The sequence below is a fragment of the Sphingomonas populi genome, assembly GCF_004208535.1.
In the GTDB taxonomy this organism is placed as follows: Bacteria; Pseudomonadota; Alphaproteobacteria; order Sphingomonadales; family Sphingomonadaceae; genus Sphingomonas; species Sphingomonas populi.
Map to the genome: position 1 here is coordinate 39,196 of NZ_SGIS01000005.1, position 22,317 is coordinate 61,512.

Sequence of the window (22,317 nt, forward strand, 5' to 3'; positions counted from 1 at the left end):
CGCCCCCCCCCCCCCCCCGCCCCCCCCCCCCCCCGCGCCCCCCCCCCCCGCCCCCCACGAACGGTTTGGCGACTTACGCCACCCCACCCGCCAGCGCGGCGAGCAACAGCAGCGCAACGATGTTGGTGATCTTGATCATCGGGTTCACCGCCGGCCCGGCGGTGTCCTTGTACGGATCGCCGACCGTGTCGCCCGTCACCGCCGCCTTGTGCGCCTCGCTGCCCTTGCCGCCGTGGTTGCCATCCTCGATGAACTTCTTGGCATTGTCCCACGCGCCACCGCCGCTCGTCATCGAGATCGCGACGAACAGCCCCGAGACGATCACCCCGAGCAGCATCGCCCCCAGCGCGGCAAAGCCCGAGGCTTGCCCGGCGACCAACGTCACCAGGAAATACACCGCGATCGGGCTGAGCACGGGCAACAGTGACGGCACGATCATCTCGCGGATCGCCGCCTTGGTGACGAGATCGACGGTGCGTGCGTAGTCGGGGCGGCTGGTGCCGAGCATGATGCCGGGGTTGGTGCGGAACTGCTCGCGCACTTCCTCGACCACCGCACCCGCCGCGCGACCGACCGCCGTCATCCCCATCGCGCCGAACAGGTACGGCAGCAGCGCGCCGAGCAGCAGCCCGACGATGACATACGGGTTGGAGAGCGTGAAATCGACCGTCAGGCCGGAGAAATACTCCTTCAGATCACTGGTATACGCTCCGAACAGCACGAGCGCGGCGAGCGCGGCCGAGCCGATCGCATAGCCCTTGGTCACCGCCTTGGTGGTGTTGCCCACCGCGTCGAGCGCGTCGGTGCGGTGGCGCACATCGTCGGGCAGGCCGGCCATTTCGGCGATGCCGCCGGCATTGTCGGTGACTGGACCGTAGGCGTCGAGCGCCACCACCATGCCGGCTTGTGACAGCATCGCCGTCGCCGCGAAGGCGATGCCGATCACGCCGGCGAGCTGGAACGCGGCGATCACCGCGACGACGATCACGATCGTCGGCATCGCAGTCGATTCGAGGCTGACGGCAAGGCCCTGAATGACGTTGGTGCCGTGGCCGGTCTCGGATGCCTTGGCGATGCTGCGCACCGGGCGATATTGCGTGCCGGTGTAATATTCGGTGATCCACACCAGCAGGCCGGTGACGGCAAGGCCGATCATCATCGACCAAAACAGGCTCATGCCGGTTACGCCACCGGCGGCTTCAGGGTCGAGGAAGCCGTTGGCACCGATCGGCGCGTTGAGATCGCCCAGCGTCCAGCGCGTCGCCAGATAGATCGCCGGCACCGACAGCAACGCCGAGGTCCAGAACCCTTTGTAGAGCGCGCCCATGATCGTGCCCTTGCCGAGCCGCACCGCGAACGTGCCGATGATCGAGGTGATGATGCACACGCCGCCAACGATCAGCGGCAACGTCATCAGGTCAAGCAGCCGGTCGGCGCTGCGGAAGGCGAGCGCGATCGAGATCATCGTCACGCCGAGCGTCACCACATACGTCTCGAACAGATCGGCAGCCATGCCCGCGCAATCGCCGACATTGTCGCCGACGTTATCGGCGATCACCGCCGGGTTGCGTGGATCGTCCTCGGGAATGCCTGCCTCGACCTTGCCGACCAGATCGGCACCGACATCGGCTGCCTTGGTGAAGATGCCGCCGCCCAGACGCGCGAAAATCGAGATCAGCGATGCGCCGAACGCGAGCGCGGTCAGCGCCTCGACGATGATGCGGTCGGCAGGCGCATGATGCGCGACCGTGACCAGATACCAGAAGAAGCCTGAGATCGACAGCAGCCCAAGCCCCGCCACCAGCATGCCGGTGACCGCGCCCGACCGGAAGGCGAGGGTGAGGCCGCCTTGCAACGAGGTGCGCGCGGCCTCCGCCGTGCGGACGTTCGCGCGCACCGAGATGTTCATGCCGACATAGCCTGCGACGCCGGACAGCACCGCGCCGATCAGGAAGCCGATCGTCGAGACGATCCCGAGCGTAACCGCGAGGATGATCGCGACGACCAGCCCGACGACGGCGATGGTGCGATATTGCCGGCCGAGATAGGCTTTCGCCCCCTCCTGGATGGCGGCGGCGATATCCTGCATCTTTTCGTTGCCGGGTGGAGCGCGCAACACCTGCGCGCTGGTGAAGACGCCGTAAGCGACGGCGATCAGGCCACAGATGATGGCAGCATAGACGATCGTCATGCGTATCCTTCCCCTAATGTCAGGGGCGGATGGTCGGCTGCGTGGCCGCCTCCGTCCTCTAAGCTGCCAAGGTATAAGCGTGTGCGGGGCGTTGGCAACCGGGGACTATCCGGCGTGGAGATACCCCAGCCGTGCAGGCAAAGGCACGGCTGCATCGCCATCCACCAGCGTCAGCCCCGCGCCCGTGGCGAACCGCCCGACGCGGGTCGCGGCCACGGGCGGCAACATGCCGGGGGGGAGCGCGAACAGCAGTTCGTAATCGTCGCCGGCAGTCGCGGCGGCGAGTCGCGCCGGGCGATCCGCGCCGCGCGCGCGCAAAGCGTCTGACAACGGGATTGTGGCAAGGTCGATCTCCACCGCCAGCCCGCTTGCCGCCGCCATCCGTTCGGCGTCGATCAACAGGCCGTCGGACACGTCCATCATCGCGTGGACGAGCGGCGCCAGCGCGCCACCTTCGGCAAGGCGCGGCTGCGGGCGACGATAGGCGGCGAGCAGGTCCGCTGCGCCATGCTCCCCACGCGCGATGGCGAGGCCCGCGCCGGCATCGCCGATCGTGCCGGTCACGTAGAGCGAGTCGCCAGCGCGTGCGCCGCCACGACTCGGCACCACCGCGCCGTTCGCGCCAAGTGCGGTCAGCCCAAGCACGCGCGAGTCGCCGGCCGGCTGCGCGACCGTGTCGCCGCCGAGCAGCGGCACGGCAAACGCCGCTAAGGCCGCGCCGAGACCCGCGACGAAGGCCGAATCCCATGCGGCGTCCCCGGTCAGTCCATACCCCATCAGCACGCCGACCGGGCGGGCACCCTTGGCGGCCAGGTCCGAAAGGTTCACCGCGAGCAGCTTCCACGCGACATCGCCGGGCGGATCGGTCGGCAGGAAGTGGACGCCCGCGACCAGCATGTCGTGGGTCAGCACCAGCGATTCGGCGGCGGGCATCGGCAGCACGGCGGCGTCGTCGGTGAGTCGCCGCGCGGCCGGATCGTGCGCGAGCGCCCGCAACGCCTCGATAAAGCCGCGTTCACCCGCTGCGTCGCTCGTCATGTCGCCCGGCCCGATTCCTGCGTTACGCGTCTATAGCGTCTGTGGAAGCGCTTCCGCTCCACCCGCAACGGGAAAAGCGAACGGTCGTCGCGCATCGATTACCGCGTCCACCCTGCCAGCCAGGCCGCCAGCCCTTGCGGGTTCATCGAGCGCGCATCGGCGAGCGCGGCGGTGCGGCCCGCGTTGAGCAGGCGATCGGTCTTCGGATTGACGATCAGCACGCTCGGCACGCCCTTGAGGCGTTCGGTGATCCCGTAATGCGCGGGAATGTCGAGATTCTTGTCGAACCGGCCGACATCGACTTCGACGATTTCATATTTGCGGGCGAGCCAGGTCTTGAGCGCCGGCACATCCATCGTGCCGGCGAGAATGCGGCAATCTAGGCACCAATTGCCGCCGAGATCGATCAGCAGCAGCTTGTGATTCGCCTTCGCGCGCGCTTTCGCGGCGGCGACGACGGCCTTGGCATCGGCCTGCTCGTCATAGGGGAGCGGCAGCGGCTTGGCGAGCTGTTCGAAGCTCGTGATCGGCATATGCGGCGCTGGCGCGGCGATCGCCGGCGTGGCGGACAGAAGGGCTGAGGCGATAAGCGCGTGGCGGATCATGAGCAACTCCGTGAAATCCTACTGACCATAGGCATTGGTATCCGCGCCAAGCCACAAAAAACCCGGCGCGCCGCAGGGCACGCCGGGTTTTTGTCATCGCGAAACCGTAAAGGTCAGGCGATCGAGGTGAGGTTCACCGCTGCATATTTGCCGCGACGATCGACTTCGAGTTCGAACTCGAGCCGGTCACCTTCGTTGAGCGTCGACATGCCGCCACGCTCGACGGCCGAGATGTGGACGAAGGCGTCGGGCTGACCGTCATCGCGCTGAATGAAGCCGAAGCCCTTCATCGCGTTGAAGAACTTGACCGTTCCGGTCGACTTCTCGCCGGTCAACTGCCGCTGCGGGCCACCGGCGCCGCCGCGTGCGCCACCCGGAGCCGCTGCATCACGCTCGCGCGGCGGGCCGCGGTCGGTGACGGGGAGCGGTTCGCCTTCGATCTTGAGGTCGGTCGCCGAGATGCGGCCGCCACGATCGACGAGGGTGAAGCCGAGCGGCTGGCCTTCGGCCAGACCGGTCAGGCCGGCCTGCTCGACTGCCGAGATGTGAACGAACACATCCTCGCCGCCGTCATCGCGAACGACGAAGCCGAAGCCCTTCTGGCCGTTGAAGAACTTAACGACGCCAGTGCCTTCGCCAACGACCTGCGGGGGCATACCGCGGCCACCGCCGCCGCCACCACCGAAGCCGCCGCCACCACCGCCGCCGCCGAAGCCGCCACCGCCGCTGCGGAAGCCGCCACCGCCGCCGCCACCGCCGAAGCGATCACCGCCGCCGCCGAAACGATCGCCACCACCGCCGAAGCGGTCGCCGCCGCCAAAGCTGCTGCCGCCGCCGAAATCATCGCCGCCGAAACCATCGCGCTTATCGCGTCCGCGCCCGCCACGATCTCCGCGGCGTCCTTTATCGAAACTCATGCCCTGTTCGTCTTCCCGGCTCGTCCGAAATCATATCTGAAAAACCGTGCGTCGGACGAAAACGCAGGTCTTCGGGCACCAACCAAGTGCGCCACCGACTCTACCTACCCTAAAAAAAACGGCGCTGCGAACAAATTCGTCGAAATTGCGGCATGATGCGGTCGTTATGGGTATAACACTGTGGCGCGGACGGCACAGCGAGGGGCACGGCGGATCGGTGCGGCGGCCATTGAGGCCGGAGCATATCCCCGCTAGGGCCACACGATGACCGTTCATCTCCATGAAGAAGACTTGCCCGCAGGCGTGTTCGCCCCCGGCGCCGACATCGCCGTCGATACCGAGACGATGGGCCTCATCACCCCGCGCGACCGTTTGTGCGTCGTCCAGCTTTCCGACGGCGGACCCGACGAGCATCTCGTCCGCTTCTCCCCCGGCAGCGACTATGCCGCGCCGAACCTGCGCGCGCTGCTCGCCGATCCGGCCCGCGTGAAGCTCTATCATTTCGGCCGCTTCGATCTTGCCGCGATCCGCCACTATCTCGGCGTGACGGCGGCGCCGGTCTATTGCACCAAGATCGCCTCGCGGTTGGTCCGCACCTATACAGATCGCCACGGACTCAAGGAGTTAGTCCGCGAATTGCTGAGCCAGGACATCTCCAAGGCACAGCAATCCTCCGACTGGGGCGGCCCGGTGCTGAGTGAGGCGCAGAAGGATTACGCCGCGTCCGACGTGCGCTACCTTCACGCTCTTCGCGAGGAACTCGATCGCCGCCTCGCCCGCGAGGGCCGCACCGCACTGGCGCAGGCGTGTTTCGATTTCCTGCCGTCGCGCGCCGAACTCGATCTCGCCGGCTGGCCCGAGATCGATATCTTCGCGCATATCTGAGGCGTTGATGGCCGATTTCGCTCTCCCGCCGCGAACCGCGCGTCAGACCTGGGCCGCGCCGGGCAGCAGCCATGATCGTCTCATCACGGTCCTGCGCTTCGTGCTGCCGATCGCGGTCGGTGTGCTCGCGGCGTTCCTGGTGATGATGCCGCTGGCGACCGGCGGCGAAGTCAGCTTCCTGCTCGACAAGAATAAGGTCGAAGTCGCCAAGGAGCGGCTGCGGCTGCAAAGCGCGCTGTATCGCGGCACCGACGGCAAGGGCCAGCCGTTCACGCTGACCGCCGGCTCCGCCGTGCAGAAGAGTTCGGCCGAGCCGATCGTGCGGATCGAGAAACTCGCCGCGCGGCTGCAACTCAGCGACGGACCGGCGCGAATCGTCGCGCCCCAGGGCCGTTATGACATGGACAAGCAGCGCGTCACCCTGGTCGGCCCGGTCAACGTCGTCGCCGCCGACGGCTACCGGCTCGACACGACCAATTCGACGATCGACCTCAAGACTCGCCAGATGCAGAGCGGCGGTGCCGTCACCGGCACCGTACCGCAGGGCAATTTCAGTGCGAAGCAGCTCAGCGCCGATCTGGAGAACCATATCGTGCGCCTCGACGGCAATGCCCGCTTGCGGATCGTTCCGCGAAAGACGAAGTAGCGCGCATGCGCCTGTTCCTGTCTTCGCTCGTTGCCCTTTCGCTCGCCACGCCCGCGCTGGCGCAGCAACGGCACAATTCGGACGCGCCGATCGATTTCGGCGCGGACCATATCGAATTGCAGGACAAGGCCAATCGCGCGATCCTGACCGGCAACGTCTCGGTCAAGCAGGCCGAGATGACGCTCACCTCCGCGCGCATGACGGTCGCTTATACGGGCCAGGTGGTCGACGGCTCGCCGCAGGTGTCGCGACTCGATGCGGCCGGCAGCGTCGTCGTCACCCGGCCCGACCAGACCGCGCGCAGCCAATATGCGATCTACGATCTCAATCAGCGCACCATCCTGATGATGGGTGATGTGACGCTGACGCAGGGCGGCAACGTCACCCACAGCCAGCGGCTCACGCTCAACCTCGCCGAAGCGCAGCCGCACGCGACGCTCAGCGGCGGGCGCGTGACCGGCACTTTCTCAGTGCCCAAGCGCAACTAAGGGGCCGGTTTTTCGCCCGTTCCGGCGGCTGCCGCTTTCTTCGCAGGCGCGAATGCGGCATGAACATGCACGAAGCCTGCCAAGTGCCGCACCGTTCCGATGCGGCTATGCCATGATGCGAGCACTGGATTCGAGATGAGCGACGCGACGACCCTGGAAGCGGCCCGGCCGATTGTGGAACAGCCGGTTATGCGCGGGCTGTCGGTGGTGTCGATCGCCAAATCCTATGACAAGCGCCCGGTGCTGACCGACGTGTCGGTTACGGTCGGGCGCGGCGAGGCGATCGGGCTGCTTGGGCCGAACGGCGCGGGCAAGACGACCTGCTTCTATTCGGTGATGGGGCTGGTGAAACCCGATTCGGGCCGTATCATGCTCGACGGTGAGGATATCACCGGCCTGCCGATGTACCGCCGCGCGATCCTCGGCCTCGGCTATCTGCCGCAGGAAACCTCGATCTTCCGCGGGCTGTCGGTCGAGAAGAACATCATGACCGTGCTCGAACTGAGCGTGCCCGATCCGGCGCTGCGCCGGCAGCGGCTCGACACGCTGCTTGAGGAATTCGGGCTGACGCGGCTGCGCGATTCGCCGGCGATGGCGCTGTCGGGCGGCGAGCGCCGCCGCGCCGAGATCGCGCGCGCGCTGGCGGCGGACCCGTCGATCATGCTGCTCGACGAGCCGTTCGCGGGCATCGATCCGCTGTCGATCGCCGATATTCGCGACCTGATCCGCGAATTGAAACAGCGCGGCATCGGCGTGCTCATCACCGATCACAACGTTCGCGAGACGCTCGAAATCGTCGATCGCGCCTATATCATTTATGACGGCCGCGTGCTGTTCACCGGATCGCCCGCCGAACTGGTCGCCGACGCCAACGTGCGCCGGCTGTATCTCGGCGAGGGCTTCTCGCTGTAACCATGCCATGTGCCTCCTTCCTCGTCGCCCCCCGTCTCGACCTGCGCCAGTCGCAGTCGCTGGTGATGACGCCGCAGCTTCAGCAGGCGATTCGCCTGCTCGCGCTGTCCAACCTCGAAGTCGAGGGGTTCATCGCGGAGGAGATCGAGAAGAACCCGTTGCTAGACGCGAGCGCGCCCGAAGACGACGGTCCGACGCTGGAACGTGAACCCGAGGCGCCGCAGCGCGACGAGCCGGCCAGCGCCGACGAACTGCTGCTCGCCGGCGGCGGCGCGGCCGAGTCGCTCGACGTCGATTTCGCGGCGGAGAGCTTCCACCACGACAGCGCCGCCGACTCGGCGGGCGCGGGCATGGACGGGGCGCTCGGCCTCAACGGCGCCAGCGGCGGCGCGGGCGGCGAAGACCTGCCCGATCTCGACGGCTTCGCCAGCGCGGACATCAGCCTCGCCGACCATCTGCTCGCGCAGGCCGGCACGGCTGTTTCCGGCGCCGATCTGTTCATCGCCGCGCATCTGATCGACCAGATCGACGAGTGCGGCTACCTCACCGCCTCGTTGCTGGAGATCGCCAACCGGCTCGGTGTGCCGCTCGCGCGCGTCGAAGGCGTGCTGGGCATCATCCACACGTTCGAGCCGACCGGCGTCGGCGCGCGCGATCTCGCGGAATGCCTCGCTCTCCAGGCCAAGGAGGCCGACCGCTACGATCCGTGCATGGCGCGGCTGATCGACCATCTCGATCTGGTTGCGCGCGGTGACATGGCACGGCTCAAGCGGCTCTGCCATGTCGATGATGAGGATCTCGCCGACATGATCCGCGAACTGCGCGGGTATGATCCCAAACCCGGTTGCCGCTATGGCGGTGAGCCAAGTCAGGCGGTGGTGCCCGACCTGTACGTCGCGCGGCGCAAGCAGGGCTGGGCGATCGAGATCAACGCGGCGACCCTGCCGCGCGTGCTGGTCAACCGCAGCTATTATGTCGAGCTGAGCGCGGCGGGCGGCGATCGTGCGTCGAAGGCGTGGCTGTCCGACATGCTCACCAGCGCCAACTGGCTGGTCAAGGCGCTCGACCAGCGCCAGCGCACGATCATCAAAGTGGCGAGCGAGATCGTGAAGCAGCAGGAAGCGTTCTTCCTCAAAGGCGTCGCGCATCTCAAACCGATGACGCTCCGCCAGATCGCCGACGCGATCGAAATGCACGAATCGACGGTTAGCCGGGTGACGAGCAACAAATATCTGAGCTGCGCGCGCGGGCTCTACGAACTCAAATATTTCTTCACCTCGGCGATCCAGTCGGCCGATGGCGGCGAGGCGGTGTCGGCGCAGGCGGTGAAATCCGCGATCAAGGCGCTGATCGCTGGCGAGGGCGACAAGATCCTCTCCGACGATACGTTGGTCGAGCTACTCAACGCCAAGGGCTTCGATATTGCGCGGCGCACCGTCGCCAAATATCGCGAGGCGCTCGGCATCGGCTCTTCGGTACAACGCCGCCGCGCGCGCGCGCTCGCCGGGGCTGACTGAGGCGGCTCAGTCGTCCTCATCCTCATAGCCGTGTAGCGCGAGTGCCTTGGCGCGGATCTGGTGCGTTGCGCACCAATGGACCAAAGCTTCCTCGCGGCCGTGAGTCACCCAAACTTCCTGCGGCGCGATCTCCAGCAGGGTCGATGTCAGTTCGTCCCAATCGGCATGGTCGGACAGGATCAGCGGAAGTTCGACGCCGCGCTGTACCGCGCGCTGGCGCACGCGCATCCAGCCAGACGCCATCGCCGTGATCGGATCGGGCAGCCGCCGCGACCAGCGATCACCGAGCGCGGAGGGCGGCGCGAGCACGATCCGGCCCATCAACTCGGCCTTGCTCGCCTCGGTCGCGGGGCGCAGTTCGCCGAGCTGGACGCCGTGTGCGATGTAGAGGTCGCACAGCTTCTGGAGTGCGCCGTGGAGGTAGATCGGATCGTCGAAGCCGCGCGCGCGCAGTTCGGCGATCACGCGTTGCGCCTTGCCGAGCGCATAGGCGCCGACCAGCACACAGCGCGTCGGGTTGGCGCAAAGCGCGGCGGTGAGCTTGTCGATCTCGTCGCCGGTCTCGGGGTGACGGAACACCGGCAGGCCGAAGGTCGCCTCGGTGATGAACACGTCGCATTTGACCGGCTCGAACGGCGCGCAGGTCGGGTCGGCACGGCGCTTATAGTCGCCCGAGACGATGATCGTCTCCCCGCGATATGCGAGCACGATCTGCGCCGAGCCGAGCACATGCCCTGCGGGCACGAACCGCACCGCGACGTCGCCGAACGCGATCGGCGCGCCGTAAGCGACCGGGTGCGCCATCTGCTCGCCGTAGCGCGCGTCCATGATCGCGAGCGTCTCGGGCGTCGCCCACACCGCGCCGTGGCCGCCGCGTGCATGATCGGCATGGCCATGCGTGACGAGCGCGCGATCGACCGGCTGCGACGGATCAACCCACACGCCGGCGGGTTTGACGAAGATGCCGTGGGGTTGCGGATCGATCCAGTCGCCGAGCTTTGCCATCGTTCCTATATGGGTGGGATGCGGCTTGGTTCCCAGTTTCCGACATATGCTGCCCTCACCCTTCCCACGCGCCTTCGGCACGCGTGCCCCTTCCCTCTCCCGATGGGAGAGGGAAGGAGGAGCGAAGCGACGGAAGGGTGAGGGTCGAGCCGATGAATCTCCCTACCCCTTTAACCGACTGGTTCGCCGCACGCGGCTGGGCACCGCGCCGTCACCAGCGCGACATGCTCGACGTCGCCCGTGCCGGGCGGCACGGCCTGCTTGTTGCCACCACCGGCGCGGGGAAGACGCTCGCCGGGTTCCTGCCGACGCTCGCCGACCTGATCGAACACCCCGGCGAAGGTCTGCACACGCTGTACGTCTCGCCGCTGAAAGCGCTGGCGACCGACGTGCAGCGCAACCTGCTCACGCCCATCGCGGAAATGGCTCTCGACATCCGCGTCGAGACTCGCACCGGGGATACGCCTTCGGATCGCAAGGCGCGCCAGCGCGTCCGGCCGCCGCAGATTTTGCTTACCACCCCCGAATCGCTGAGCCTGTTGCTGTCCTATCCCGACAGCTTCACGATGTTCGAAGGGTTGCGCACGATCGTCGTCGATGAGATGCATGCCTTCGCGACCGGCAAGCGCGGCGATTTGCTCAGCCTGTGCATGGCGCGGTTGCAGGCGATTGCGCCCGGCCTGCGGCGGGTCGCGCTCTCCGCGACGGTGGCGGATGCCGACGGCTATCGCGCCTGGCTCGCGCCGGACGGCGATATCGATCAGGTCGCACTGGTGCGGGGCGAACCCGGCGCGCCGCCCAACATCGCGATCGTGCTGCCGGAAGGGAAGGTGCCGTGGGCCGGCCATTCGGGGCGCTATGCCGCGCCGCAGGTGATGGCGGAAATCGCCGCGCACCGCACCACGATCGTGTTCTGCAACACGCGCAGCCTCGCCGAGCTGATCTTTCAGGATTTGTGGAAGGTCAACGCCGACAGCCTGCCGATTGGCGTCCATCATGGTTCGCTCAGCCTAGAAGCCCGGCGCAAGGTCGAAGGCGCGATGGCGGACGGCAAATTGCGCGCCTTGGTCGCTACCTCGAGCCTCGATCTCGGCGTCGATTGGGGCGATGTCGATTGCGTGATCCAGATGGGCGCGCCCAAGGGGTCGTCGCGGCTGCTTCAGCGCATCGGCCGCTCCAACCACCGTCTCGATGAGCCTTCGGAAGCGCTGATCGTCCCCGGTAACCGCTTCGAATATCTCGAAGGCCGCGCCGCGCTCGACGCGGTCGAGGCGGGCGAACTTGATCCCGACATCTTCCGCCCCGGCGCGCTCGACGTGCTCGCGCAGCATGTCATGGCGTGCGCGTGCGCGGCGCCCTTCCGGCAACAGACGATGCTCGACGAGGTGCGCTCGGCTTTGCCGTATTCGGCGCTCACCGACGACACGTTCGATCAGGTGCTCGGCTTCATCCGCGACGGCGGCTATGCGCTGAAAGCCTACGACAAGTTCAAGCGGCTGACGCAAGGACCGGACGGGCTGTGGCGCGTCAGCCATCCACAGTTCGTGACGCAGCACCGCCTCAACGCCGGCATCATCGTCGAGGCGACGATGCTGACGGTGCGCTTCAAGAACGGCCGCTCGCTCGGCAAGGTCGAGGAGGCGTTCGCGGCGACGCTGTCGCCGGGCGACACCTTCTTCTTCGCCGGATTGAGCCTCGAGGTGATCGCCACCAGCACCGAGGATCTGCTGGCGCGCGCCACTGCCAGGCCGGCCCGCATCCCCACCTATGGCGGCGCGCGCATGCCGATCTCGACCAACCTCGCCGACCGGGTGCGCGGCTTCCTCGCCGATTCGTCGGCGTGGCACCGCTTCCCCGATGACGTGCGCGAATGGCTCGAGATGCAGGAGAAGCGCTCGATCCTGCCGAGCCCGGGGCAGTTGCTGGTCGAGACCTTCCCGCGCGAGGGGCGCAACTACATGGTCGCCTACAGTTTCGAGGGCTGGAACGCGCACCAGTCGCTCGGCATGCTCATCACGCGGCGGATGGAGACGCTCGGGCTGAAACCGATGGGCTTCGTCGCTAGCGATTACGCGTTCGCGTGCCATTCGCTCGAACCCGTCACCGATCCGCGCGCTTTGTTCTCGGCGGACATCCTGGAGGATGAGTTCGTTGCGTGGGTCGAAGGATCGTCGCTGCTCAAGCGGGCGTTTCGCGAGGTGGCGGTGATCGGCGGTCTCGTCGAGCGCCAGCACCCCGGCAAGCGCAAGACTGGCAAGCAGGTGACGTTCTCGACGGACCTGATCTACGACGTGCTGCGCAAATACGAACCCGGCCACCTGCTGCTGCGCGCCGCCTGGGACGATGCACGCGCGCGGATGACCGATGTCGGGCGCCTCGGGCACCTGCTCGATCGCGCGGCGGCGACGATGGTGCATGTCGATCTGGACCGCGTCTCGCCGCTGGCGGTGCCGGTACTGACGCTGATCGGCCGCGAGCGCGTGGCGCAGGGTCACGCCGACGACGCGCTACTGATCGAGGCGGAAGCGCTGGCGGTCGAGGCGATGCGGCTGGACTAGAGCTAACCGTTCGTGCCGAGCGAAGTCGAGGCACTTGGACTTCGGGCTTGTCCCTCGACTTCGCTCGGCACGAACGGAGTAGGGTCAGGCCGGATCTCCCGCCGACTCGCTTGCCAAAGGTCCGGTTCGGGCGCAGTATCCGGCGATGAAACCGGCCCTGTTCTGTGCCGTTCCGCTCCTCGCGCTCTCCGCCCAGACCGCCGCGCCGCTTACCGCTGACTCGAACCCGCCGCCAGCCGACAGCATCGCCATCGCCGATGCCGATCAGCGCATGACCGTGCCGGTGCAGATCGCCGATGCCGGGCCGTTCCACTTCGTCGTCGATACCGGCGCCGAACGCACCGTCATCTCGCGCGAACTGGCGGCGACGCTCGGCCTCGCCGCCGGGCGGGGGGTTCGGGTGACGGCGATGGCGAACGTCGAACAGGTGGCGACGGTGCTGATCCCGCGTATCCGCGTCGGCCCGCCCCACAGCACCTTGGCCGGTAGCCGGATCGAGGCGCCGGCGTTCGCCGCGAGCAACATCGGCGGCGCGGGGATGCTCGGTATCGATACGTTGCAGGGCCATGCCGTCACGATCGACTTCGATCAGAATGTGATGACGGTGACGCCGTCGACCAAGCGCCGAAGCACGCCTGCCCCCGCACCCGGCGAGGTGGTGGTGCGTGCGCGCGACATGTTCGGGCAGTTGGTGGTTACCGACGCCTATTTCGGCGAGCGCCGCGTTCGCGTGGTGATCGATACCGGATCGGACGTGACGATGGGCAATCCGGCGCTACGCCGGCTGATCGCGCGCAAGACGTTGCTCCGGCAGATTTCGGCGCGCGCGGTGACGGGCGTGTCGCTGCTCGCCGATTACGGTCAGATCGGCGCGGTGCGGATCGGTAGCACGACGATCGAGAACCTGCCGGTCGCCTTCGCCGACGCGCCGCCGTTCGCGCGTTTCGGGCTGGCCGACAAACCCGCGCTGATGCTCGGCATGGACGCGCTGCGGCTGTTCCGCCGCGTGACGATCGACTTCCCCAACCGCGAACTCCGCCTGCTGCTGCCGCGCGACGTTAAGCGCACCCCGATCGTCGGGCTGGGCCGCGCCTGATATCAGCGCAGCGCGCGTTCGCCCTCGATCATGTAATCGCGCGTGATCGGCAGCGCGTGGCGGTTACGTGCGAACTGGAGTTGGTAGTTGACGAGGCCGCCATGCTGGAACGCGGCGCTCGCCCCGGCCAGATAGAATTGCCACATTCGGTAGAATGGCGCGTCATACAAAGCGACGATCGCGTCACGCGCGGCGACGGTGCGATCGTACCACGCGTCGAGCGTATAGCCGTAATGCAGCCGCAGCACCTCGACATCCGTCACCATGAAGCGCAGCCCTTCATTGGCGGCGACGATCTCCGAAAGTGCCGGGTTGTAGCCGCCGGGGAAGATGTATTTGGTCGTCCATTTGTCGGTGACGCCGGGCCCGCCGGCGCGGCCGATCGTGTGGAGCAGCATCACGCCGTCCTCGGTCAGCAGGTCGCGGCACTTGCGGAAGAAGGTGCGGTAATGCGCCGGGCCGACATGCTCGAACATGCCGACCGAAACGATCCGGTCGAACGTGCCGGTTACGTGGCGATAGTCGATCAGCTCGAAGCGTACCTTGTCGGCGACGCCGGCCTCCTCGGCGCGGCGGCGCGCGACCTTGAGCTGCTCTTCGGACAAGGTCACGCCGAGCACTTCGGCGCCGGTCTTGGCGTGCAGGTACAGCGCCATGCCGCCCCAGCCACAGCCGATATCGAGCACCTTCATGCCCGGTTGAAGCGCGAGTTTGGCGGCGATATGCGCCTTCTTGTCGGCCTGCGCCTGCTCCAGCGTGTTGGCGGGGTCGGTATAATAAGCGCAGCTATATTGGCGGTCGGCATCGAGGAACAGATCGTAGAGCCGGTCGGACAGATCGTAATGGTGCGCGACGTTGCGCTTGGCGCGCTTGGCCATGTTGATCCGGCCGACGCGGTGCGTCACCGCCTCGACCGCGCGGCGCGATGCCGATGCGGCAAGCTTGTTGGCGCCCGCCTCCCACGGATCGTTCGAGGTCAGCAGGTTGACGAGATCGCGCACATCGCCGCGTTCGACGACAAGCCGTCCCTGCATATAGGCCTCGCCCGCGCCGAGCCCGGGATCGCGCAGGATCGCGGCGGCAGCGCCCTTGTCGGCGAAGCGGATCGTCACCTCGGGGAAGCCGGGCGTCGGCGTGCCGAAGGTCTTGGTCTTGCCGTCGGCGTGGTGGACGATGAGTTGGCCGCGCTGGACCCGCGCGGCGAGGAAGAGATCGATCAGGGCCATACGCGATCCCGTAATCAATTAAATCCCAGCATACCAATCGTAATCGACGTGATCTTCCCAATATCCGCCCTTGCCCAGCCCGACTTTCGCGAGGCTGTCGACCGCGTCGATCCGCATCACATATTTGGCGTGCTTGTAGCCAAGCTGGCGCTCGACCCTGAGCCGCACCGGCGCGCCGTGACCGACGTCGAGCACATGATCGTTGAGCGCCCACGCCATGATCGTCTGCGGGTGGAAGGCATCGACCAGATCGATCGACTCGTAATAGGGCGCGCCGCCGTAGAGATCGGCACAGGTGAACACGACATAGCGCGCAGCATCGCGAATGCCCGCCGCCTTCAGCAACATGCCGAGCCGCGGCCCGTGCCATTTGCCGATCGCGCTCCACCCCTCGACGCAATCATGGCGGGTGATCTGGGTGCGCGCCGGCAGGCCGCGAAGCTGCGCGATCGAGAGGCTGAGCGGCCGCGCCACCAGCCCGCCGACCTGTAACCGCCAATGCGCGAAATTCTCGGCGACCATCGCGGTATAGTCGGGCGTGTTGGGATTGTGCGTACCGTTGACGCGAAAGCGCGGCGACATGTCAGCGGCGCTGAATTCCGGCGCGAGCGCGTCTCGGTTCGAGAGCGCGCGTTGCAGGCCCCGGTTCATGATCTCGCCGGAGAACAGGATCTTCCGCAGCGCCGGCACCTGAGCGACCTGGTCGCAGCCCGACAGCAGCAGCCCAGCGCTCGCGGCGGCGCCGGTGACGAGCGCGCGGCGGGTGATGAGGCTCATGCCGCATCCTCCGGTACACGCCAGCGTCCGGTCAGCATCGATCGTACTTCATTGATCGGCCCGGCGAGGATCACCAGCACGAGATGGATGACGATGAATCCGGTCAGCCCGGCGGCGGCGATGAAATGCACCGATCGCGCCGATTGCCGCCCGCCGAACAGATCGAGCAGCCACGGCCACGCCGCATCCATCCCCGGCGACATGGCGAGGCCGGTGAGGATCATCGTCGGGATCAGCCCGAAGATGACCAGCACGTAGGATAGTTTCTGGAAGATGTTGTAGGCGGTCGGATCGGCGGGATCGTGGAAGCGGAAGGCGAGATGCTCGCGAAAGTCATGCCACAGGTTCGCCGCCGAAAGCTCGCGCAGCCGCACGCGCAGATCGCGCAGGAAATGCCGGTTGGCGAGGCTCGCGATCATGTAGCCGAGCAGGCCGAACGCCAGCACCAGCGCGAACAGCAGATGCCACCGCCGGGCGATCGCGAGATTATAGTGCGCGGGGATGGTCACATAGCTCGGCCAGTGGATCGTGTTGAGCCACGGGTGATCGAAATTGGCGCCATACGCACCCCAATACAGGTGCGGATGCGCATTGAGGATGGTCAGCCCGCTGCCGATCATGATGAAGATCGTGATCGCGTTGATCCAGTGCCACAGCCGCGTCGCGATGCGGTGGCGATAGATGGTGCGCGTCGCGGGTGCCGCATCGACCGGAACGGAGGGAGGCGTGGCTGTGGTCATCGTCATACCCCTCATTCGCCCGTCAGACGGAAACGGTTACACGCATTGCGCGATCTTGTAGAGCCGCCGTCGTCACAGGGAAACAGCACGATGGCCGACCAGCATTTCTACGAACCCGCGAACGGCCACGGCCTCGCGCATGATCCCCTCAACGCGATCGTCGCGCCGCGCCCGATCGGCTGGGTCAGCACGATCAGCGCGAGCGGCGTGCGCAACCTCGCGCCGTACAGCTTCTTCACGTTGTTCAACTATCGCCCACCGATCATCGGCTTCTCCTCGATCGGCTGGAAAGACAATGCAGCCAACATCGCCGCGACCGGCGAGTTCGTCTGGAACCTCGCGACCCGGCCGCTTGCCGAGGTGATGAACACCAGCTCGGCGATGGTCGGCCCGGAGGTCGACGAGTTCGATCTGGCGGGGATCGCGTCGCTGCCGTCGCGGCTGGTCAAGCCCGATCGGGTCGCCGCCAGCCCGGTGCAGTTCGAATGCCGCGCGACCCAGACGCTGCGGCTCGAATCAAAGGAAAAGCGTGCGCTCGATACCTGGGTGATGTTCGGCGAGGTGATCGGCGTGCATATCGATCATGCGCTGCTGGAAGACGGTGTCTACCAGACCGGGCGTGCCCGCCCGATCATGCGCGGGGGCGGGCCGGCGGATTATTTCGAGGTCGGCGAGGAAAATCTGTTCAAGATGTTCCGCCCCGATCAGCCGTAAGCTCGCACGAAGAACACGATCGTCGTCACGCTCGTCACCGCCAGCGTCCAGCCGCGCACCATGCCCGGCGTCAGCCGTTTGCCGAGCTTCGCGCCGAGCCATCCGCCGAGCACCGCGCCGACCAGCATCGGCACGCCCGCGTCCCAGCGTACCAGCCCGGTTGTGACGAACACGATCGACGCCGCCGCATTGGCGACCGCGAGCATCAACGTGCGCGGCGCGAACAGCGCGCGTGGCGTGATATGCGCGAGCAGGCCATAGGTCGCGGTCAGCATCATGCCGACCCCGCCGCCGAAATAGCCACCGTAGATGCCGAGTAGCGCCTGCCCGAAGATCAGCGAACGTGGGCCGATCGTGACGATGCGGTGCAGCCCCGCCGCCGCGCGCGGCCCGAACGCGATGACGAGGGCGGCAGTGAGCAGCAGCCACGGGATCATCAGGTCGAAGACGTGCGTCGGGGTGGAGACGAGCAGCAGGCTTCCCGCCAGGCTGCCGACGAAGGTGATCGCCGCCAGTAGCCGAACATCGACTCCGCCGAGCGGGCGCAGCTCGTCGCGAAACGCCCAGGCGCTAGTCGCGGCGCCGGGCAGCAGCGACACGTTCGAGGTCGCGTTGGCGGCGTTGGCGGGCAGCCCGAGCGCGATCAGCGCCGGCAGCGTCGCGAATGTGCCGCCGCCGGCCAGCGCGTTCATCGCGCCGCCGAAGATGCCGGCGGCGGCGGCGAGGGTGATGGTCTGGACGGTCACATCACCTCCAACGCGTACCGAACTTCAGCATTCTCGCCCATATCGCAGGGGAGATGCCTGGCCGTGCATAGTGAAGTTCAGCCCAGCGCGGCCTGCTTCTCTTCGGCGAGCCGGTCGAGTTCCGCCCGGCTCTTCTTCTCGCTCGCCGTCTTGAGCTGGCCGCAGGCGGCGTCGATGTCGCGGCCGCGCGGGGTGCGGACCGGCGCGGAGATGCCTGCTTCGAACACGATCTGCGAGAAGCGCCGCACCCGTTCCGGTGTCGATGTCTCGTAATCGGCGCCCGGCCACGGGTTGAACGGGATCAGATTGACCTTGGCGGGCAGGTTATAGTGTTTGAGCAGCCGCACCAGTTCGTGCGCGTCGGCGTCGGTATCGTTCTTGTCCTTGAGCATCACATATTCGAAGGTGATGCGGCGCGCGTTGTTCGCGCCGGGATAATCGGCGCAGGCCTGGAGCAGTTGCTCGATGCCGTATTTGCGGTTCAAGGGCACGATCTCGTCGCGGATTTCCTTGGTGACGCCGTGCAGTGAAACCGCGAGGTTGACCCCGATCTCGGTGCCGGCACGCGCCATCATCGGCACCACGCCCGAGGTGGACAGCGTGATTCGTCGCTTCGACAGCGCGAGGCCGTCACCGTCCATCACGATGCCGAGTGCATCGCGCACCGCGTCGAAATTGTAGAGCGGCTCGCCCATCCCCATCATCACGACGTTGGTGAGCATCCGCCCCTCGGGCGTGCTCGGCCATTCGCCGAGCGCGTCGCGCGCGAGCATCACCTGCCCGACGATCTCGGCAGCGGTGAGGTTGCGGACCAGCCGCATCGTGCCGGTATGGCAGAACCGGCAGTTGAGCGTGCAGCCGACCTGGCTCGACACGCACAACGTCCCCCGGTCGGCATCGGGGATGAACACCGCCTCGTAATCCTCGCCATCGGGCGCGCGCAGCAGCCATTTGCGCGTGCCGTCGGTGGAGACCTGCGCCTCCACGACCTCGGGCCGGCTGATCGCGAAACGATTGGCGAGCCACGGCTGCATCGTCTTGGAAATGTCGGTCATCAGCGCGAAATCGGTGACGCCGCGATTGTAGATCCAGTGCCAAAGCTGCTTCGCGCGCAGCTTGGCTTGCTTGGGTTCAAGCTGCGCGGTCTCCAGCGCCATGCGCAGATCGGCCTTGGACAGCCCGAGCAAGTCGATGCGGCCATCGGGGCGCGGCACCGCGGCACGCGGGACGGGCACGGGATCGATGTGCCCGGGGATGGGCATGAGTGCGGCTGAAGCTGTCTGCATCCCGGGCATATAGCGCAGTTTATCGCATTTTTCTACAGGCGCGACCGATCGGCTTGACGACCGCGACAGCGCGCCGCGATATCGCAGTATGGCTTCGACGAAGACCCTCAACGCCGCCAATCTTGAAACGCTTGGCGCGCCGCGTCTGGCGGCAGTGTTGCTCGATCTGGCGGTGGGCGACGCGCAGGTGAAGCGCCGGCTCCGGCTCGAACTGGCGAGTGCGGGGGGCGGCGGCGAAGTCGCGGCTCAGGTCCGCAAACGGCTCGCCACGATCGCCAAGGCGCGATCGGTAATCGAGTGGAACAAGACGCGCGCGGTCGCCGACGATCTGGCGATGCAGCGCCGCGCGATCCTGGACCATGTCGCGCCGAGCGATCCGACCGAAGCGTTCGATTTGTTGTGGCGGCTGATCGCACTGGCGACGCCTATCTCCGATCGTTGCGACAATGATCCGGCCGATATCTTCGACGAGATCGCGGCTGCGCTGGAGGCGCTTCCGCCGCTGGCGATCGCGTCGCGCCTGACACCTGAGACACTGGCCGACCGTGTCTTCGATCTGGTTTCCGAGGATATCCACAGCCACTATGATGGACTGATCGCCCTGTTGGCGGAGGCGATGGGCCGACCGGGACTGACCCACCTGCAAGGCCGCTTCGAAGCGTTCGCGGCATCACCGCCGCCACCGCTTCCTGAGAAGGAGCGCAGACTGATCGGCTATGGTCGGGACGGGCCATTCTACGCCGAAGACCTCAACGTTCGCCGACACGCGCGAACCGCAAGCGCGGCGTTGAACGCCATCGCCGATGCGTTGGGCGACGCCGACGCCTTCATCGCGCGCCAGCCCGCCGAAACGCGTACCAACCCAGCGGTGGCGGCGGAGATCGCCGAGCGGCTGTTGCGGGCCGGTCGAGCGGACGAGGCGCTGGCGGCACTGGATCTCGCTGCCGCCAATCGCAGCAGGCGCGGGTATTGGGAAACGTGGGACATGATGCGGATCGCCGCGCTGGAGGCGCTTGGCCGGATCGACGACGTGCAGGCGATGCGCTGGTCGCTCTTCGCCGAATCGTTGAACGCGGAGCAATTGCGCCTCTATCTCAAACGCCTGCCCGATTTCGACGATTACGAAGCCGAGCAGCGCGCGATGGCGCATGCGGCTGGCATCGCCAACGTGCATGTCGCGTTGGATTTCCTGATCGGCTGGCCCGATCTCCCACGCGCCGCAGCGTTGGTGCTTGCCCGAAGCGGCGAGATCGACGGCAATTTTTACGAGTTGCTCACCCCCGCCGCCGAGGCGCTGGAGACACGTTACCCGCTGGCGGCGACCTTGCTGCTGCGCGCGATGATCGACTTCGCGCTCACCCGCGCGCGAGCCAAGCGCTACCCGCATGCCGCGCGCCATCTCGAAAGCTGCGCGAGTCTTGCGCGACGGATCGAGGATTTCGGCGGTTGGGGCGATCACCAGACGTATGTCGCGGAGCTGCGCGCCCAGCATGGCCGCAAGACCGGGTTCTGGTCAGCCTGAAGATTTACGCACTCACCGCCTGACGCACGCCAGCGCCGCCGCGTCGATCGCGGTGGCGGCGCCGCCCAGCGCATACACATCCGCGAACGGGCCGCCGCTTTTGGCGAGCGTCTCGACGCTCATGCTGCGGCCCGAGCGGATCGCGGCGACGATCGCGGCGTCGGCGCGGGCGTCGGGTGCCCAGGCGTCGGCGTCGCCTGCGACCAGTTCGAAGCGCCGCTCGCCGATCGAAAGCGTGACGCGCGCACGCGGGTCTCGCGCGCGGCTGAGGCGGAGGTGGAGCTGGTTGCGCGCGCCTTGCCCCGGCCAGTCCGCCACGCTCGCGAACGGGCGCCAGCGCGAGCTGCCGCCGCTCTGCACCGGCTGCGCGATGGCATAGCAACGCAGCGGTGCGGGATCGGAGAAGGCGCCCCAGCTTGCGAATATGCCGATCGTCTCGCGGCTCCAGGCCGGGCTCGCGACGAACAGCGCGAGGCTCACGCCAGCGAAGATCCCGTGTCGTCCTGCCTTGGAAGTCATGGCCGCGCTTTCAATCCCCTGTGGCGCAAAAGCAACGGATTTCCGTGTTTATGTGAGGTTCATGCAAAGCCCGATCGACGCGCCTATCTGGAGCATCCCCGCCCCGGATGCTGCCCGGCAGTCGCGGGAATGTGTAATGGAGTGAGTATCATGCAGAAGTTTCTTGTCACCGCCGCCACCGCCGCGCTCGGCCTTGGTTTCGCTGCCCCCGCGTTCGCGCAGGACGGCCCGCCGCCCGCACCGGCCGGCGCCTTCGATGGTCCGCGGGTTGGCGTGCTGCTCGGGTATGACAAGCTTCAGCCCGGTCGCGGCCCGAACTCGGATATCGACAGCAACCGCAAGGCGGACGGCCTGCTGTATGGCGGCGACATCGGCTACGACAAGGATCTCGGCCAGGTCGTGATCGGCGTCGAAGGCGAAGTGACCGGCTCGACCGGCAAGGTGACGAACGCGCCGACCAGCGCCGCCGCGCTCGGCTATGGCCGCGTCAAGCAGGGCCGTGATCTCTATGCGGGCGTGCGGGTCGGCTTCAAGGCATCGCCGACCACGCTCGTTTACGCCAAGGGCGGCTATACCAACGGCCGGCTCGATCTGACGGCGAGTGATGGCGTCACCCAGACCGGCGCGCATTTCAACCTCGATGGCTACCGCGTCGGTGCGGGTGTCGAGGAAGCGATCGGCCGTAACACCTACGCCAAGATCGAATATCGCTATTCGAACTATGGCAGCGCCCGGCTCGAATATCCCAATGGCAACAACACCAACAATTTCGATGTCGATACCGATCGGCACCAGATCGCGGTGGGCATCGGCTACCGATTCTGATCGGCGTTTCCAAGCCAAACGCCTGATTTCGGTACAGCAAGGGGGTCGGGGCGCTTGCTCCGGCCCCTTTTTGCGGTAAGGAAAGAGACGGCGAATTGCCCCCG

21 protein-coding genes are annotated in these 22,317 nt (G+C 66.8%); 10 read left to right on the forward strand and 11 right to left on the reverse strand.

Going from position 1 to position 22,317, the window contains the following annotated elements; translation table 11 throughout:
• Nucleotides 1-73 precede the first annotated feature (73 nt).
• From EWE75_RS04510 to EWE75_RS26030, 4 genes are all read right to left on the reverse strand, one after another.
• Complete coding sequence (locus EWE75_RS04510; protein ID WP_130155504.1) at nucleotides 74-2,191, reverse strand: sodium-translocating pyrophosphatase; 2,118 nt, start codon at nucleotides 2,189-2,191, stop codon at nucleotides 74-76.
• Between the two features lie 105 nt (nucleotides 2,192-2,296).
• Nucleotides 2,297-3,229 (reverse strand): thiamine-phosphate kinase, encoded by a 933-nt coding sequence (gene thiL / locus EWE75_RS04515; RefSeq protein WP_130155505.1) that lies wholly within the window; start codon nucleotides 3,227-3,229, stop codon nucleotides 2,297-2,299.
• Between the two features lie 98 nt (nucleotides 3,230-3,327).
• Nucleotides 3,328-3,834, reverse strand: a complete 507-nt coding sequence (locus EWE75_RS04520; protein ID WP_130155506.1) for a thioredoxin family protein — start codon at nucleotides 3,832-3,834, stop codon at nucleotides 3,328-3,330.
• 113 nt (nucleotides 3,835-3,947) lie between these two features.
• Nucleotides 3,948-4,751 (reverse strand): cold-shock protein, encoded by an 804-nt coding sequence (locus EWE75_RS26030; RefSeq protein WP_130155507.1) that lies wholly within the window; start codon nucleotides 4,749-4,751, stop codon nucleotides 3,948-3,950.
• A 264-nt stretch (nucleotides 4,752-5,015) separates the two neighbouring features.
• On the opposite strand from EWE75_RS26030, the gene EWE75_RS04530 reads away from it, so the two are divergent.
• From EWE75_RS04530 to rpoN, 5 genes are all read left to right on the forward strand, one after another.
• Nucleotides 5,016-5,636 (forward strand): ribonuclease D, encoded by a 621-nt coding sequence (locus tag EWE75_RS04530; RefSeq protein ID WP_130155508.1) that lies wholly within the window; start codon nucleotides 5,016-5,018, stop codon nucleotides 5,634-5,636.
• Nucleotides 5,637-5,643: 7 nt separating this feature from the next.
• Nucleotides 5,644-6,282, forward strand: a complete 639-nt coding sequence (gene lptC / locus EWE75_RS04535) for an LPS export ABC transporter periplasmic protein LptC (RefSeq protein ID WP_130155509.1) — start codon at nucleotides 5,644-5,646, stop codon at nucleotides 6,280-6,282.
• 5 nt (nucleotides 6,283-6,287) lie between these two features.
• A complete protein-coding gene (locus tag EWE75_RS04540; protein WP_130155510.1) occupies nucleotides 6,288-6,770 on the forward strand; it encodes an LptA/OstA family protein in 483 nt (160 codons plus the stop codon).
• A gap of 135 nt (nucleotides 6,771-6,905) precedes the next feature.
• On the forward strand, nucleotides 6,906-7,682 hold the full coding sequence (gene lptB, locus EWE75_RS04545; protein WP_206364678.1) for an LPS export ABC transporter ATP-binding protein: 777 nt from the start codon (nucleotides 6,906-6,908) through the stop codon (nucleotides 7,680-7,682).
• Between the two features lie 2 nt (nucleotides 7,683-7,684).
• Nucleotides 7,685-9,199, forward strand: coding sequence for an RNA polymerase factor sigma-54 (gene rpoN, locus EWE75_RS04550; protein ID WP_130155511.1), 1,515 nt, complete (start codon nucleotides 7,685-7,687; stop codon nucleotides 9,197-9,199).
• A gap of 6 nt (nucleotides 9,200-9,205) precedes the next feature.
• On the opposite strand, the gene EWE75_RS04555 is transcribed toward rpoN, so the two are convergent.
• A complete protein-coding gene (locus tag EWE75_RS04555) occupies nucleotides 9,206-10,204 on the reverse strand; it encodes a ligase-associated DNA damage response exonuclease (RefSeq protein ID WP_130155512.1) in 999 nt (332 codons plus the stop codon).
• 152 nt (nucleotides 10,205-10,356) lie between these two features.
• Between EWE75_RS04555 and EWE75_RS04560 the strand changes: the two genes are divergently transcribed.
• Nucleotides 10,357-12,762 carry a ligase-associated DNA damage response DEXH box helicase gene (locus EWE75_RS04560; protein ID WP_130155513.1) on the forward strand — a complete coding sequence of 802 codons (2,406 nt, stop codon included), beginning with the start codon at nucleotides 10,357-10,359 and terminating at the stop codon, nucleotides 12,760-12,762.
• Between the two features lie 145 nt (nucleotides 12,763-12,907).
• Entirely contained in the window at nucleotides 12,908-13,858 is a 951-nt protein-coding gene (locus tag EWE75_RS04565) for an aspartyl protease family protein (RefSeq protein WP_130155514.1), read from the forward strand.
• 2 nt (nucleotides 13,859-13,860) lie between these two features.
• Here EWE75_RS04565 and EWE75_RS04570 read toward each other — a convergent pair whose 3' ends face one another.
• The 3 genes from EWE75_RS04570 to EWE75_RS04580 are packed head-to-tail and all read right to left on the reverse strand — an operon-like array spanning nucleotide 13,861 to nucleotide 16,601.
• Nucleotides 13,861-15,084, reverse strand: coding sequence for an SAM-dependent methyltransferase (locus EWE75_RS04570; protein ID WP_130155515.1), 1,224 nt, complete (start codon nucleotides 15,082-15,084; stop codon nucleotides 13,861-13,863).
• 18 nt (nucleotides 15,085-15,102) lie between these two features.
• On the reverse strand, nucleotides 15,103-15,861 hold the full coding sequence (locus EWE75_RS04575; protein WP_130155516.1) for a molybdopterin-dependent oxidoreductase: 759 nt from the start codon (nucleotides 15,859-15,861) through the stop codon (nucleotides 15,103-15,105).
• The gene (locus EWE75_RS04580; RefSeq protein WP_130155517.1) at nucleotides 15,858-16,601 is read right to left on the reverse strand and encodes a cytochrome b/b6 domain-containing protein; all 744 of its coding nucleotides are present in this window, start codon (nucleotides 16,599-16,601) and stop codon (nucleotides 15,858-15,860) included. Before EWE75_RS04580 ends, EWE75_RS04575 begins: the two co-directional genes overlap by 4 nt.
• Before the next feature lie 90 nt (nucleotides 16,602-16,691).
• Between EWE75_RS04580 and EWE75_RS04585 the strand changes: the two genes are divergently transcribed.
• Complete coding sequence (locus tag EWE75_RS04585) at nucleotides 16,692-17,315, forward strand: flavin reductase family protein (RefSeq protein WP_130155518.1); 624 nt, start codon at nucleotides 16,692-16,694, stop codon at nucleotides 17,313-17,315.
• Here EWE75_RS04585 and EWE75_RS04590 read toward each other — a convergent pair.
• Nucleotides 17,306-18,061, reverse strand: coding sequence for a sulfite exporter TauE/SafE family protein (locus EWE75_RS04590; RefSeq protein ID WP_206364679.1), 756 nt, complete (start codon nucleotides 18,059-18,061; stop codon nucleotides 17,306-17,308). The genes EWE75_RS04585 and EWE75_RS04590 overlap by 10 nt on opposite strands.
• A 77-nt stretch (nucleotides 18,062-18,138) precedes the next feature.
• Nucleotides 18,139-19,323: a dual-specificity RNA methyltransferase RlmN gene (gene rlmN / locus EWE75_RS04595; RefSeq protein WP_130155519.1), complete on the reverse strand. Its 1,185-nt coding sequence runs from the start codon at nucleotides 19,321-19,323 to the stop codon at nucleotides 18,139-18,141.
• Nucleotides 19,324-19,435: 112 nt separating this feature from the next.
• Here rlmN and EWE75_RS04600 point away from each other — a divergent pair, with 112 nt between their 5' ends.
• Nucleotides 19,436-20,869 carry a DUF6880 family protein gene (locus tag EWE75_RS04600; RefSeq protein ID WP_130155520.1) on the forward strand — a complete coding sequence of 478 codons (1,434 nt, stop codon included), beginning with the start codon at nucleotides 19,436-19,438 and terminating at the stop codon, nucleotides 20,867-20,869.
• Between the two features lie 12 nt (nucleotides 20,870-20,881).
• On the opposite strand, the gene EWE75_RS04605 is transcribed toward EWE75_RS04600, so the two are convergent.
• Nucleotides 20,882-21,388: a hypothetical protein gene (locus tag EWE75_RS04605; protein WP_130155521.1), complete on the reverse strand. Its 507-nt coding sequence runs from the start codon at nucleotides 21,386-21,388 to the stop codon at nucleotides 20,882-20,884.
• A 150-nt stretch (nucleotides 21,389-21,538) separates the two neighbouring features.
• On the opposite strand from EWE75_RS04605, the gene EWE75_RS04610 reads away from it, so the two are divergent.
• Complete coding sequence (locus tag EWE75_RS04610) at nucleotides 21,539-22,213, forward strand: outer membrane protein (protein ID WP_130155522.1); 675 nt, start codon at nucleotides 21,539-21,541, stop codon at nucleotides 22,211-22,213.
• The last annotated feature ends 104 nt before the right edge of the window (nucleotides 22,214-22,317 follow it).